Here is a 14669-nt window from a genome sequence, read left to right as displayed (position 1 = left end):
CCAACCCGGCCTACACGCTGGCCAAGTACGGCATGACCCTGGCCACGCTCGGCTTTGCGGCGGAGTTCGCTGCGCAGGGAGTGGCAGCCAACGCGCTGTGGCCGCGCACCACGATAGCCACGGCCGCCGTCGCGAACCTCCTGGGTGGGCAGGAAATGATCCGGCGCTCGCGGCATGCCACCATCATGGCCGATGCCGCACACGCGATCCTCACCACGCCCAGCAGGGAACTTACCGGCCAGACCATCATCGACGAGGAGCTTTTGCGCGCCCGCGGGATGGTGAACTTCGCTGCCTACGCGGTGGATCCGACGGCGGAACTCATGGTGGACCTGTATGTGGACCCCTGAGGTTCGGAGCCCTTCGAAGCGGGAAGCGTGGCTACGGCAATTGCAGGGCTTCCTTGGTGATGAACTGCAGCGTGCCGGTTAGCAGCGCGTGCGCCTGTGGGCGCGTGAGGGTCTGGCGCAGCAGCCACTCACGCGCCCCGCTGCGGGCCAAGTGCGCGTAAACGCGGAACATGGCGCGGATCTGCTCCCGGCTCTGTTTGCGCCCGGCCAGCCCGCAGGCCTGGATCAGCAGCTCAATGGTGTCATTTTCCGAAGCGATCAAGATCCGTTCCAGATCCGGGTCCCGGCCCATACCGCCGGAGCCGAGTGCCAGCCATGAGGCCCCAGACTCCTCCAACGAGTCCAAAAATCCTTCCACGGCCAGTTCAATGCGCTCGTCCAGCGAACCTTCGGGCAGCTTGGCGATCTCCACTTCGGAAACCGTCGAGCTGATCCGGATGACCTCCAAATACAGTTGGCGCTTGTTGCCAAAGTAGTGGTTGACCAGCCCGCGCGCCACCCCGGCGGCCGCCGCAATATCGGTCGCAGAGACGTCTTCATAGGGGCGGGCGTTGAAGAGTCTTTGCGCGCACACAAAGATTTGCCGACGCCGTTCGTCCGGGTTCAGCCGCTGCCTGCGCGGCTCGGAACCCACGTCGCCCAGCAGGACCTCATCCAGCACGGCACCACCGGTGATCTCTGTGCCATGCACGACGTCGGGAACCTCCTTTGCGGCGGAAGCCTGGTTTGGGTGCGGGGTCGGGTTGGGAACGTTCATGGTGCCTCGTCTCCATCGAGCCAAGGCAGCCACGGTGGCAGATCGGCTGGCACGGACATGGGGAAGTGGGGTGCTCGCTTTTCCAAGAAGGAATGCACTCCTTCAACGGCGTCGCCGTGCCTGGGGATTTCAGCGATGAGCTGCGAGTCAAGGGCATGGACGGGAAGGGGTGAGTCAAGGGTGCTGAGCCGGTTGAGCATTTGCTTGATCACGGCCGTCGACACGGAAGCGGTGTTGGTGATGATGTCCCTAGCCAGAGCATATGCGGCGTCAAGGACGTCATCGGGTGCGTGCAAGGACATGACAAGCGAGGCGTCGAGCGCTTCCTGGGCACCAAAAACCCGCCCGGTCAGCATCCAGTCGGTGGCCCGCGGGATGCCCACAAGCCGGGGCAGGTACCAGACGGAACCGCCCTCGGGGAAGACTCCGCGGCGGCTGAACGGGAACGCGAAACGCGAGTCGTGTGAGGCGAGCCGGAAGTCGCACGAGAGTGTGATGGTCAAACCGCCGCCCACCGCCACCCCGCGGAGGGCCGCGATGACTGGTTTGTTCATGCCAAAGATGGTTTTGGAGCAGCGTCCCGCCGGCTCCTGCCACCCGTGGCCGACGTCGTCGTTAATGGACAGCTCAAAACCACCGCTGCGCAGGTCTGCTCCCACGGAGAAGTCGGGGCCCACGCTGGTGAACACCACCACGAACACCGAGGGGTCCGCATCTGCGGCCTTAAAGGCTTGCTCCAGTTCATCGGCCATGGCGGGGGTGTAGCCGTTACGGGCCTCCGGACGGTTCAGCGCAACCGTCGCAATCCCGTCTGCAACTGCATAGGTGATGGCTGAATCGGGGGTTGAACTCGCTGCTGCCATGGACATCGCCTTTGGGAACTGGATACCGGCTTGCATTAACCGTTGACACGCTGTCAATAATCCTGAACTATTGGCAGTATGTCAACAACTTCAATTTCTGTGACATGGACCAGTGCTCATCTGCACGCCCGTGTCGGAGGAATGACCATGGAAGGAAAGCTCACGTGAGCGCAAACTCTGTATCTGCGGAACCTGTTCCGGAAGCATCTGCACCGGAAGCCTTCGTCTACGACGCGATCCGTACCCCGCGCGGCCGTGGCAAGAAGGGCTCACTCCATGGCACCAAACCCATCGACCTGGTGGTGGGCCTGATCCAGGCCCTGCGTGAACGCCATCCGGGACTGGATGAAAACCTGATCGACGACCTGATCCTCGGCGTCGTTTCCCCCATCGGAGACCAAGGCGCCGTGATCGCCCGAACGGCCGTCATTGCAGCCGGGTTGCCCAACACCGTGGGCGGCATGCAGCTGAATCGGTTCTGTGCCTCAGGCCTGGAAGCCGTCAACGTGGCAGCCCAAAAGGTCCGCTCCGGCTGGGACCAGCTCATCATCGCCGGCGGGGTGGAATCAATGTCCCGCGTGCCCATCGGATCCGACGGCGGCGCATGGGCCATGGACCCGGCCACCAACTATGACACCTACTTCGTGCCGCAGGGCATTGGCGCGGACCTCATCGCCACCATGGAAGGCTTCAGCAGGGTCGACGTCGATGCCTTCGCCGTGCGCTCGCAGCGCCTGGCCGCGCAGGCCTGGGCACAGGGACGCTTCGCCAACTCGGTGATCCCCGTCAAGGATCAGAACGGGCTGGTGGTCCTTGACCATGACGAGCATATGCGTCCCGAATCCACCCCGGACTCGCAGGCCACCTTGCGCCCGGCCTTTGCCGCCATGGGCGACGCCGGTGGCTTCGACGCCGTCGCGCTGCAGAAGTTCCATGCCGTGGAACGCATCGACCACGTCCACACGGCGGGAAACTCTTCCGGGATTGTCGACGGCGCCGCGCTGGTTTTGGTGGGCAGCGCTGCGATGGGCGAGAAGCTGGGCATGAAGCCGCGGGCCAGGATCGTGGCCACGGCAACCTCAGGCGCCGACCCCACCATCATGCTCACCGGGCCAACCCCTGCCACGGAAAAACTGCTCAAGAAGGCCGGCCTGAGCGTGGCCGACATTGACTTGTTTGAAATCAACGAAGCCTTTGCGTCCGTGGTGCTGAAGTACCAAAAAGACTTGGGCATTCCGGAAGAAAAGCTCAACGTCAACGGCGGCGCGATCGCCATGGGGCACCCGCTGGGAGCCACGGGTGCCATGATTCTTGGCACCGTGCTGGATGAGCTGGAACGCACGGACAAGCGCAGGGCGGTCATCACTTTGTGCATTGGCGGCGGCATGGGCGTGGCAACTTTGATCGAGAGGGTCTAGGAACATGAGCGAGACAACGAACACCATCCGCTGGGAGCAGGACGCCGACGGGATTGTCACTTTGACCATGGATGACCCGAACCAGTCCGCCAACACCATGAACGCGGACTACAACGTCTCCATGCAGGCAGCTGTTGAACGGCTTGCCGCTGAGAAGGAGAACATCACCGGCGTCGTACTGACCTCGGCCAAGAAGACGTTCTTTGCCGGCGGGGATCTGAAGGACCTCATCGCAGCCACGAAGGCGGATGCTGCAAAGATCTTCGCATTGGGTCAAAACATCAAGGCCCAGCTGCGGACGTTGGAAACACTCGGCCGGCCCGTGGTTGCGGCCATCAACGGTGCGGCACTGGGCGGTGGGTTGGAAATTGCACTGGCCTGCCACCACCGCATAGCCGCCGATGCCAAGGGATCGGTCATCGGCCTGCCGGAAGTCACCCTTGGCCTGCTGCCGGGCGGCGGTGGCATTGTGCGCACCGTCCGGCTGATGGGGGTGGCCGAGGCCACCATGAAGGTGCTGCTGCAGGGGCAAAAATACAAGCCGCGCAAGGCACTGGAAGTCGGTCTGGTCCACGAGGTCGTTGACACTGTGGAGGAGCTTGTCCCGGCCGCCAAGGCGTGGATCAAGGCCAACCCCGACGCCGTCCAGCCGTGGGATGTGCCCAAGTACAGGATTCCCGGCGGAACACCGTCAACCCCGGCCTTTGCGGCAAATCTCCCGGCCTTCCCCGCTAATCTTCGCAAGCAGCTAAAGGGTGCCAACTACCCGGCGCCGCGCGCTATCCTGGCGGCCGCCGTTGAAAGTACCCAGGTGGACTTCGATACGGCCCTTGAGGTTGAGTCCCGCTACTTCGTGGAAGTCGTGACGGGGCAGGTTTCCACGAACATGACGAAGGCGTTCTTCTTTGACATGGGCCGCATCAGCGCTGGAGGCACCCGCCCGGCAGGCCATGAAAAATACACGGCCAAGAAGGTGGCTGTGCTGGGTGCGGGCATGATGGGCGCCGGCATTGCCTACGTGTGTGCCCGCGGCGGCATGGACGTGGTGTTGAAAGACGTCTCCGTGGAAGCAGCCGAACGCGGCAAGAGCTACTCCAAGGCACTCACCGACAAGGCAGTGGCCCGGGGAAGCTCAAGCCAGGAGCAGGCGGATGCGTTGCTGGCCAAGATCATGCCCACAGCGGATGCTGCGGACGTGGCGGGCTGTGACCTTGTCATTGAGGCCGTTTTCGAGAACGTGGAAGTCAAGCAGGCAGCGTTCAAGGAAATCCAGGACCTGGTGGAACAGGGCGCCGTACTCGGCTCGAACACGTCCACCCTGCCCATCACCGAGCTGGCCAAGGGTGTGAAGAAGCAGGAAAACTTCATCGGGCTGCACTTCTTCTCCCCGGTGGACAAGATGCCGCTGGTGGAAATCATCGCCGGGGCGAACACCTCCGATGAAACCCTGGCCAAAGCCTTCGATATTGCCCAGCAAATCCGCAAGACCCCCATTGTGGTCAACGACAGCCGTGGCTTCTTCACCAGCCGCGTCATTGGCACGTTCATCAACGAGGCCCTGGCCATGCTGGGCGAGGGCATCGCTGCCCCGTCCATCGAGCAGGCCGGGCTGCAGGCGGGCTACCCTGCCCCGCCGCTGCAGCTCGCGGACGAGCTGAACCTGTCCCTGCTGGCCAAGATCCACAAGGAGACCAAAGCCGGGCTGGAGGCTGACAACGGGGTGCAACAGTACCGCCACCACCCCGGCACCGACGTGGTGGATACCATGGTCGAGGACCTCCACCGCACCGGAAAGCTGGCCGGTGCCGGATTCTACAACTACACCGACGGCCACCGCACGGGGTTGTGGGAGGGGCTGCGTGAAACGTACGGCGGCACAAAGGAAATCCCCTTCACGGATATGAAAGAGCGCATGCTGTTCGCCGAAGCCCTGGAAACCGTCAAGTGCCTTGATGAGGGAGTACTGCGCAGCGTCGAAGAGGCCAATATTGGCTCCATTTTGGGCATCGGTTTCCCTGCCTGGACAGGCGGGGTGGTGCAGTACATGAACGGGTACGACGGCGGACTGGCTGGTTTTGTGGGCAGGTCTCGTGAGCTTGCGGGCAAGTATGGTGAGCACTTCCTGCCACCGGCCTCGCTCGTAGCCAAGGCCGAGAACGAGGACACGTTCTAGTGGCAGGCGCTGTTGCCGGGACGGCGTTCACCAGGGACTGGAATGCCTTCACCGTCGAGCAGGCACCCATGGACGGGGTGACCGTCGTCAGTCTGGTGGGTCCGGGGCGCGGAAACATGATGGGGCTCGCCTTTTGGGCGGAACTCCCGCAGGTCTTCGCCGCCCTCGACGCCGATGAGTCCGTCCGTGCCGTGGTGCTCACGGGTGCGGGGGCCAATTTCAGCACGGGCCTGGACGTGCAGGAGGTGCTCGGTAACTGGCTGGAGAAGCTCGGTCCTGGTGCCGCCGCGCAGGCTGCGGCACGCACTGAACTGCTCGGCGTCATAGCCAGTTTCCAAGCCGGGGTCACAGCTGTGGCGTCGTGCAGCAAGCCCGTCATTGCCGCTGTTTCCGGCTGGTGCATTGGCGGCGGTGTGGATTTGATCAGTGCCGCCGATGTCCGCCTGGCCAGCGCCGACGCCAAGTTCAGCGTCCGGGAGGCACGGCTGGCGATCGTGGCCGACGTGGGTAGCCTACAGCGACTGCGCGGCATCATCGGCGAAGGGCACCTGCGTGAGCTGGCGTTGACGGCGAAGGACATCACCGCTGAGCGGGCCGAAAGGATTGGCCTGGTCAATGACGTCCATCCCGACCAACGCAGCTTGGCGGACGCGGCCCTGGCGATGGCGGCGGAGATGGCGGCACTTTCCCCGCTGGCCGTTGCAGGGACGAAGGCGGTGCTTAACGAAGAGCGGGAAGAGCGCATTGCCCGCGGACTGCGGCATGTGGCGTTGTGGAATGCCTCATTCCTGCACAGCGAGGACTTGTTGGAGGCCGTGCAGGCCATGGGTGAACGCCGGCCCGCCGTCTTCAAGGGACGCTAGGCAATGATCCGGCAGCAGTGGAAAAGATGATGACCATACACGAAGGAGTGTTACATGTACCTCACCCAAGGCCTGCACAGATCCCTGCAGTCAGACCCCCAGGGGACTGCCACCATCTACAAAGACCGGGTCCGCAGCTACGTCGAGCACGCCGACCGCATCGCCCGGCTGGCCGGAGCCCTGCAAAATCTAGGTGTTGAGGCCGGGGACAGGGTGGGCATTGTGTCCATGAACAGTGACAGGTACGCCGAATACCTGTTGGCTGTGCCGTGGGCGGGTGCGGCTGTGAATCCCGTCAACATCAGATGGACCCCGGCGGAGATCGCCTATTCGATGAATGACTCGGACACGCGTGTGTTGTTTATCGACGACGCGTTCGTGCCCATGGCGCCCATTTTGCTGGAGAAGTCGCCCGGGTTGAAAATCCTCATTCATTGCGGCGACGGGCCCACCCCTGAGGGCATGCTTGCCTATGAGGAACTGGTGGCAGAGAACAAACCTGTGGCGGACGCCTACCGCAGCGGCGACGACCTGGCAGGGGTGTATTACACCGGCGGAACCACGGGCTTCCCCAAGGGTGTCATGCTCAGCCATATGAATTTTGTCAGCTCCGGCATGGGCACCGTTGCAAGCGGGGAACTGCTGAAGGCAGGATCCGTGCTGCTGCACGCGGCTCCCATGTTCCACCTGGCCGACTTGGCTGCATGGTGCGGGCTGACCATCCTAGGGGGCACCCACGTTATGGTGCCCTTCTTTGAACCGACCTCCGTGTTCAAGGCCATCGAGGAACACCAGCCCACGGATGTGCTCCTGGTTCCGACGATGATTCAAATCCTGACGGACCACCCCGACGCAGGAAACTACGACTTGTCCTCCATGAAGCGCATGCTGTACGGCGGCTCCTCCATTTCCGAAGGAGTGCTGAAGCGCACCAAGGAGCGCTTTCCCGGGTTGCGTCTGACCCAGGCCTACGGGCAGACCGAAGCCGCCCCCGTCATCACGCTGCTGCTGCCGGACGACCATGAAGGCGAGGCCATGCGCTCAGGCGGCCGGGCTGCCCCGCACTGCCAGGTGGCCATTCTGGACCTTGAAGGCAACGAAGTGCCCGTCGGAGAGGTGGGGGAGGTTTGCTGCAAGGGACCGAACGTCATGCTGGGGTATTGGAATAACCCGGAACAAAGCGCTGCCGCTCTGCGCGAGGGCTGGCTGCACACCGGAGACCTTGGCTACCTGGACACCAGAGGTTTTGTCTATGTCGTTGACAGACTCAAGGACATGATCGTCACGGGTGGGGAAAACGTGTACTGCGCCGAAGTGGAGAATGCGCTGAGCAAGCACGCCGCAGTTGCCTCCTCAGCCGTCATCGGGGTCCCGGACGAGAATTTCGGCGAGCGCGTGCATGCCGTTGTTGTACTGGCCCCCGGGCAAAGCGCCACCGCGGAGAGTCTGCAGACCTTTTGCCGTGAACATATCTCCGGCTACAAAGTGCCGCGCAGTTTTGAGTTCCCTACGGCGCTGCCCATGTCCGGGGCAGGGAAGATCCTCAAGCGTGAACTGCGCGAGAACTACACCGCAGCACAGAAATAGGACCCAATGATCACCATTACCGGTACGGAACAGTTCAAGGCCTGGCAGGAAAAAGAGCTGCCACCCGTCGAGGAGGTGCATGCAGGCGTCTTCTCCGTTCCCGTTCCCTTCATCAACAACCCCATGCGCTACACGCTGGCGTATGTTTTGGTGGGTGAGAAGGAAGTTGCCGTGGTGGATCCGGGCTGGGACTCGGACGAGGGGTGGGAGGCACTCAAGGCGGGGTTGGCAGCTGCCGGCCTCACGCCGTCGTCCGTTACCGGGATAGTTGTCACGCACTTCCACCCCGACCACTTGGGCATGGCTGCACGGCTGCGCGCAGCATCCGGGGCATGGGTGGCGTTGGGTGAGCATGAGCCGCGGGCCGAGAGTTGGGGCAGTGAGCCGGACGCCTTTGTGGCTGCGGACAGAAAGCAGTTTCAGGCTTGGGGTGTGCCTGCCGATTTCCTGGACGAGGTTTCGTTCCACCAAGCCACGTGGGCGCAAATGGCCAATCTACAGGAGCCGGAACACCGCCTGGCAGACGGCGAGTTGCTCCCCGTTGCGGGGTTGCAGGTGCGGGTGCTGGCCACGCCGGGACACACGCCCGGACACATTTGCCTGGTGGACGAAGCCAACGGGCTGATTCTCACGGGTGACCACGTGCTGCCGAGGATCACCCCGCACATCAGCTTGGAGACCATTAACCAAGTGGACCCGTTGGGGGACTATCTCGCATCCCTGGAGGCCATGGGAGTTGGCGCGGATATGGAGGTGCTGCCCGCCCACGAGTACCGTTTCCGCGGACTGCCCGAACGCGTCGCGGAGCTGAAAGAGCACACGCTGACCCGTTCCGCCGAGGTTCTGGCAGTGCTGGAATCAGGCACGGCGGAAACTGTCTGGGACGTGTCCAGGAAGTTGACGTGGTCGCGCGGCTTTGTGTCTCTGCGTGGCTTTACGCTTCGCCTGGCGCTGGCTGAAACGGCCAGCCATCTGGTATATCTAGCTGCCCGGGGGACCGCCGTGGATATTGCGGTGCCACGCAGCCCTGCAGCCGTAGGATAGGCAGCAGGAGAAGACGCAGGGAACTGCATCCTTGGCCTGCCTTTCGTTGCTGAGCTGGCCCAAGTCAATGCTTTGCCTGTAGGAAATAGAGACTGTTACACATAGAGACTGTTGCCCATGGCGGCGTTTGCACACCATGAGCGCCAAACCACCCGGACCGGTTCCGGGACGTTCTTCGAAAGAGGTTTTTTGAACCATGTCGACCCCCTTGAATAAGCAGGCCGCCGGCATCGGTGCACGCTGGAAGGCTTTGGGCCCGTGGGCACGGACCGGGGTAGCCGCCGCTGTCCTGGTCATTGTCCTGCTGGTGGCCGTCCTTGCCGCCCGGTGGCTGGTGTCCTTGGAGTCCATGCAGTCCTTTATGACGACGTACCCGGGGCAGTCTGAACTGCCTGAAACGGCGCCGGTGGGCATCCCCGCGTGGTTGGGTTGGCAGCATTTCCTGAACATGTTCTTCATTATCTTGATCATCCGTTCAGGCTGGCAGGTGCGCACCACCAAGCGCCCACCGGCTCACTGGGTGCGCAACAACAAGGGCCTCATCAAAACGAAAAACGCCCCCACGAAAATCAGTCTTGACCTGTGGTTCCACTTGAGCCTGGATGCGCTGTGGGTGCTCAACGGCGCCATCTTCATCGTGGTGCTGTTCTTCACCGGCCAGTGGATGCGGATCGTGCCCACCAGCTGGGATGTTTTTCCCAACGCCATCTCCGCAGGGCTGCAATACCTCTCCCTTGACTGGCCCACCGACAACGGCTGGGTCAACTACAACGGCCTGCAGCTTCTGACATACTTCATCACCGTCTTCATTGCGGCACCGCTGGCCATCATCACGGGCCTTCGCATGTCGGGGGCCTGGCCCAAGAATGCCAACACCTTGAACAGGATCTACCCCATCCAGGCTGCCAGGGCGCTCCACTTCCCCGTCATGATCTACTTTGTGTTCTTCATCGTGGTCCACGTGACCTTGGTGCTGGCCACCGGTGCTCTGCGCAACCTGAACCATATGTACGCCTCAAGCGACGCGGTGAACTGGTGGGGCTTTGGCATTTTTGCCTTGTCGCTGGTGGTCATGGCCGGGGCATGGTTCCTGGCCAGCCCACTGTTCCTTCGCCCCATCGCGTCACTGATGGGCAAGGTTACGAAATAAGCTGCGCCCCGTGCTGGACCGGAGCACGGATGCCGGGCGGGGGACAAACAAGTAAACAAGCAAACCAGGAGGCATCGTGGAAAACCTGACACCGGACCAAGAGGCGGTGGTGGAGATGGTGCGCGACTTTGCCGCCGTCGAGCTTGCCCCGCACACCGCAGCGTGGGATGAGGAGAAGCACTTTCCCGTGGATGTCCTGGCCCGCGCCGGGGAACTGGGCATGGGCGGCATCTACGTATCGGAGGACTTTGGCGGCTCAGCCCTGAGCCGCACGGACGCTGCCTTGATCTTTGAAGAGCTGGCCGCCGTGGACCCCAGCATTGCCGCCTACATCTCCATCCACAACATGGTGGCCTGGATGATTGACGCGTTCGGCAACGACGAACAGCGTGCCCGGTTGCTACCCGGGATCACCGCCATGACGGAGCTGTGCAGCTACTGCCTGTCCGAACCGGGCGTGGGCTCCGACGCAGCCGCCATCACCACCCGGGCCGTGGCCGACGGCGAGGACTACCTCATCAACGGCACGAAACAGTTCATCTCCGGTGCCGGCGCCTCGGCCTGGTATCTGGTGATGGTCCGCACCGCCGATTTAGGCAGCCGCGGCATCACCGCCGTCGTGGTTCCCCACGATGCTCCCGGGCTGTCCTTTGGCGCGAATGAAAAGAAGATGGGCTGGCGCGCCCAACCCACCCGCCAAGTGTTCTTTGACAACGTCCGCATCCCGCAGGCCAACCGGCTGGGTGCCGAGGGTGACGGGTTCGGCATCGCCATGAAGGGACTCAACGGCGGGCGGGTCAACATTGGTGCCTGCTCACTGGGTGGGGGCCGGGCTGCGCTGGAAAAGTCCATCGCCTACTTGAAGGAACGGCAGGCGTTCGGCGGCCCGCTCATTGAGAAACAGCACCTATTGTTTGAAATCGCGCATATGGACACGGAGTTGGAGCTCGCCCGGACCATGCTGCGCCGGGCTGCCCGGGCGTTGGATGACGGCGCCCCGGACACCGTCAAACTGTGTGCCATGGCCAAGTGGGTCGCCACGGATGCCGGATTCCATGTGGCCGACCAGGCCCTGCAACTGCATGGCGGTTACGGCTACCTCAGCGAATACGGGCTGGAAAAGCTGGTCCGTGACTTACGTGTGCACCAAATACTTGAAGGCAGCAATGAAATCATGCAACTGATCGTGGGTCGTCTGGCGGTGGAGCGCTAAGCAGTGTTTGATGGGTTCATGGAGAACAATGACGTCCTTGTCCAGCGCACGGGCCACCTGGGCCACCTGGTTTTGAACCGGCCCCGGGCCATGAATGCGCTCAATGCCGCAATGATCACCGCCGTCGCCGACGCGCTGGATCAGTGGGAGGCGGACGACGGCGTTGAAACAGTTCTCATCTCAGGTGCCGGCGAGCGGGGCTTATGTGCCGGCGGCGACGTCGTCACGATTTACCACGATGCCGTGTCCGGTGAAGGAGACGCCAGCGAAGCGTTCTGGCGTGCCGAATACCGCCTCAATGCCCGTATCAAACGCTATCCCAAGCCCATTGTGACCCTCATGGACGGGGTGGTGCTGGGTGGAGGCGTGGGAATCTCGGCCCATGCCTCGCACCGGGTGGTCACCGAACGGTCAAGGGTGGGCATGCCCGAAACCGGCATTGGCTACGTGCCCGACGTCGGTGGCACGCACCTGCTCTCCCGCGCACCCGGGGAACTGGGCACCCATGCTGCCCTGACCGGGACCATGGTCAGCGGTGCGGACGCCATCGCCATGGGACTGGCTGACCACTTCGTGGACTCGGAGTCACTTCCCGCGCTGGTAGCCGAACTATCCGAGCGCAAGGCGGCCGCCGTCGTCGCACGTTGGGGACAGGAGCCGCCGGAGTCCGCCTTGGTGCACCAGCGCTGGTGGATTGATGAGGCGTACGCCCCGGACTGCGCCGAGACCATCCTGGAGCGGCTCGGACGCATTGACGATCCGGCGGCGCAGGCGGCTGCGAAGACGATGGCCGGCAGGTCACCCACGGCGCTGACAGTGACGTTGGCGGCGCTGCGACGGGCACGGACTCTGCCGTCGCTGGAGGAAGGCTTGAATCAGGACTTGCGGGTTTCCTTGAGAGCGCTGCGCTGGCCCGACTTTGCCGAGGGCATCAGGGCACAGCTGGTGGACAAGGACAGGAATCCGGCCTGGTCGCCGGCCACGCTGGCGGAGGTTTCCGCCGATGTCGTGGCGGAGGCATTCGCCGGTTTGGGTGAGCGCGAACTGGCTTTGTCCGCGCCGCAGAAATGATGTGAAAGGAAACGGCCATGGGCAGTTCAGCGACGGGCAGTTCAGCGACGGCAGACAGCGAAGCGAAAGGCAGTGAAGCAGCGGGCGGGACCGGGGGGAAGGTTGCCTTCATCGGTCTGGGCCACATGGGCGGGCCGATGGCCGCGAACTTGGTGGCGGCCGGTTATCCGGTAACGGGCTTCGACGTGGTGCCGGAAGCGCTCACGGAAGCACAGACATCCGGAATTGTGGTCGCGGCCTCTGCAGCCGCCGCAGCGGACGGGGCCGACGTCATCATCACGATGCTCCCGGCTGGGAATCATGTTTTTGCCGCGTTTGAAGGCGAGGGCCCCGGAGGAGGGGTGCTGGCCGCGGCCAAACCGGGAGCGCTGTTCTTGGAATGCTCCACGATTTCCGTCGAGGACGCCAGGGCAGCCCACTCGCTGGTGGTCGCCAGCGGCCACCGCGGTCTGGACGCACCGGTCTCCGGAGGCGTGGTGGGTGCCGAGGCCGGAACACTCACGTTCATGGTGGGCGGTGCACAGGAGGACTTTGCCGCAGCGCTTCCGCTCTTCGAGGTCATGGGAAAGCGCATCGTGCTATGTGGCGGACCAGGTATGGGGCAGGCAGCGAAAGTCTGCAACAACATGATCCTCGGAGTCTCCATGATTGCCGTCAGCGAGGCATTTGTGCTGGCGGAGAAGCTGGGACTCACCCATGACGCTCTCTTCGATGTGGCCGCGAACGCCTCGGGGCAGTGCTGGTCGCTGACCACCAACTGCCCCGTCCCTGGCCCCGTGCCGGGCAGCCCGGCCAACCGTGACTACCAGCCGGGGTTTGCCGGGGCGTTGATGGCCAAGGATCTTGGGCTGGCAGTAGAGGCGCTGAACTCCACGGGAGTTGATGCAGTGCTGGGCCGGTCCGCCGAAGAGATCTTCCGCGAGTTTGCCCTGCATGGCGGCGCCGGCACGGACTTCTCCGGCATCATCAACGCCATCCGGGACGCCTCTGACAGTGCAGGCATGGCCAGTGCCGACCCAGACCACGATGTCACAGACCACGCCGACACGGATTAGGCGTCCGCATTCCCTTATCCGGCCTTCTTCCACCTCTTCAACCCCGCGAACGGAACATACCTCCACCATGACGCAGCCTTCCTTGATCCTGACCGAACAACGTGGCCGGGTCGGCCTCATCACGCTGAACCGGCCCGAGGCGCTGAATGCCCTCAGCGACGGCATGGGCCACGAAATCCTGGCCGCAGCCCAGGCCTTCGACGCGGATGCGGGTGTGGGGGCCATTGTCATCACAGGCTCCTCACGAGCCTTTGCCGCCGGTGCGGACATCAAGGAGATGGCACAGAAGTCGGCTGTGGAGATGTACTCGGCCAACTGGTTCTCCGTCTGGGATGAGCTGGCACGCGTCCGCACGCCCATGATCGCGGCCGTGGCCGGGCATGCGTTGGGTGGTGGCTGCGAGCTGGCCATGATCGCCGACTTCATCATTGCCGCGGACAATGCCAAGTTCGGCCAGCCCGAGATCAAGCTTGGCGTGATCCCCGGCATGGGCGGCTCTCAGCGGCTGACCCGGGCCATTGGCAAGGCCAAGGCCATGGAAATGGTGCTGACCGGACGCGTTATGGGCGCCCTGGAAGCTGAACAAGCCGGGCTCGTGGCCCGGGTGGTTCCGCTTGACTCGCTGCTGGAAGATGCGATGGGCACAGCGGCAACCATCGCCTCCATGTCCAAGCCGGTGACCATGATCGCCAAGGAAGCCGTCAACGCAGCCTTCGAAACAACTCTGGCCGAGGGTATCCGGATGGAACGGCGCTCCATCTACGCCTGCTTCGCTACTGAGGACCAGAAAGAGGGCATGGCCGCCTTCACACAGAAGCGTCCGGCCGAATTCAAGCACCGCTAGCCGGGCACCTGGACGTGGGTTTTCCGCACAAACGCACCTTGACTGCTTATACGGTGGAAAGAACGTCCGTTTATGCAGTCAAGGTGCGTTCCTGCACGGAACCTGCTGTTGGCGGCGTCCTGCAGGGTTCATCGATTTGGTGTTTGGTGGAATCAACTGTACTGTTGAGGACGCAACGCGGGGTGGAGCAGTTCGGTAGCTCGCCGGGCTCATAACCCGGAGGTCACAGGTTCAAATCCTGTCCCCGCAACCAGATGAGAGAAACCCTCGGCCAGACGGCC

General features: G+C 63.2%; 12 protein-coding genes, 1 tRNA gene and 1 pseudogene. 12 read left to right on the top strand and 2 right to left on the bottom strand.

Annotated elements, in window-relative coordinates:
- Nucleotides 1–350: pseudogene (locus Q4P21_RS02010) on the top strand (short chain dehydrogenase); the annotation flags it as partial.
- Nucleotides 351–381: 31 nt separating this feature from the next.
- On the opposite strand, the gene Q4P21_RS02005 reads toward Q4P21_RS02010, so the two are convergent.
- Nucleotides 382–1107: a TetR/AcrR family transcriptional regulator gene (locus tag Q4P21_RS02005; RefSeq protein ID WP_303387196.1), complete on the bottom strand. Its 726-nt coding sequence runs from the start codon at nucleotides 1105–1107 to the stop codon at nucleotides 382–384.
- Nucleotides 1104–1970, bottom strand: a complete 867-nt coding sequence (locus tag Q4P21_RS02000) for an enoyl-CoA hydratase-related protein (protein ID WP_303387195.1) — start codon at nucleotides 1968–1970, stop codon at nucleotides 1104–1106. The genes Q4P21_RS02005 and Q4P21_RS02000 overlap by 4 nt, the downstream gene beginning before the upstream one ends.
- 164 nt (nucleotides 1971–2134) lie before the next feature.
- On the opposite strand from Q4P21_RS02000, the gene Q4P21_RS01995 reads away from it, so the two are divergent.
- The 11 genes from Q4P21_RS01995 (at nucleotide 2135) to Q4P21_RS01945 (ending at nucleotide 14641) form a co-directional block, all read left to right on the top strand.
- The gene (locus Q4P21_RS01995; RefSeq protein WP_303387194.1) at nucleotides 2135–3388 is read left to right on the top strand and encodes an acetyl-CoA C-acetyltransferase; all 1254 of its coding nucleotides are present in this window, start codon (nucleotides 2135–2137) and stop codon (nucleotides 3386–3388) included.
- A gap of 4 nt (nucleotides 3389–3392) precedes the next feature.
- Entirely contained in the window at nucleotides 3393–5561 is a 2169-nt protein-coding gene (locus tag Q4P21_RS01990) for a 3-hydroxyacyl-CoA dehydrogenase NAD-binding domain-containing protein (protein ID WP_303387193.1), read from the top strand.
- Nucleotides 5561–6424 (top strand): crotonase/enoyl-CoA hydratase family protein, encoded by an 864-nt coding sequence (locus Q4P21_RS01985; RefSeq protein ID WP_303387192.1) that lies wholly within the window; start codon nucleotides 5561–5563, stop codon nucleotides 6422–6424. Before Q4P21_RS01990 ends, Q4P21_RS01985 begins: the two co-directional genes overlap by 1 nt.
- Nucleotides 6425–6478: 54 nt before the next feature.
- Complete coding sequence (locus tag Q4P21_RS01980) at nucleotides 6479–8011, top strand: long-chain fatty acid--CoA ligase (protein WP_303387191.1); 1533 nt, start codon at nucleotides 6479–6481, stop codon at nucleotides 8009–8011.
- A gap of 6 nt (nucleotides 8012–8017) precedes the next feature.
- A complete protein-coding gene (locus Q4P21_RS01975) occupies nucleotides 8018–9055 on the top strand; it encodes an MBL fold metallo-hydrolase (protein ID WP_303387190.1) in 1038 nt (345 codons plus the stop codon).
- A gap of 196 nt (nucleotides 9056–9251) precedes the next feature.
- On the top strand, nucleotides 9252–10205 hold the full coding sequence (locus Q4P21_RS01970; protein WP_303387189.1) for a cytochrome b/b6 domain-containing protein: 954 nt from the start codon (nucleotides 9252–9254) through the stop codon (nucleotides 10203–10205).
- A 76-nt stretch (nucleotides 10206–10281) separates the two neighbouring features.
- Nucleotides 10282–11418 carry an acyl-CoA dehydrogenase family protein gene (locus Q4P21_RS01965; RefSeq protein WP_303387188.1) on the top strand — a complete coding sequence of 379 codons (1137 nt, stop codon included), beginning with the start codon at nucleotides 10282–10284 and terminating at the stop codon, nucleotides 11416–11418.
- Between the two features lie 18 nt (nucleotides 11419–11436).
- Nucleotides 11437–12489: an enoyl-CoA hydratase/isomerase family protein gene (locus Q4P21_RS01960; RefSeq protein ID WP_303387187.1), complete on the top strand. Its 1053-nt coding sequence runs from the start codon at nucleotides 11437–11439 to the stop codon at nucleotides 12487–12489.
- 17 nt (nucleotides 12490–12506) lie between these two features.
- The gene (gene mmsB, locus Q4P21_RS01955) at nucleotides 12507–13544 is read left to right on the top strand and encodes a 3-hydroxyisobutyrate dehydrogenase (RefSeq protein WP_303387186.1); all 1038 of its coding nucleotides are present in this window, start codon (nucleotides 12507–12509) and stop codon (nucleotides 13542–13544) included.
- Between the two features lie 67 nt (nucleotides 13545–13611).
- A complete protein-coding gene (locus Q4P21_RS01950) occupies nucleotides 13612–14388 on the top strand; it encodes an enoyl-CoA hydratase (RefSeq protein ID WP_303387185.1) in 777 nt (258 codons plus the stop codon).
- Nucleotides 14389–14564: 176 nt separating this feature from the next.
- Nucleotides 14565–14641: transfer RNA gene (locus Q4P21_RS01945), tRNA-Met, on the top strand.
- Nucleotides 14642–14669 lie beyond the last annotated feature (28 nt).

Origin of the sequence: Arthrobacter sp. (assembly GCF_030540645.1) — a bacterium.
Taxonomy (GTDB): Bacteria; Actinomycetota; Actinomycetes; order Actinomycetales; family Micrococcaceae; genus Specibacter.
The sequence above is the reverse complement of the archived record's forward strand: the minus strand, read 5'-3'. Positions and strand labels throughout refer to the sequence as shown.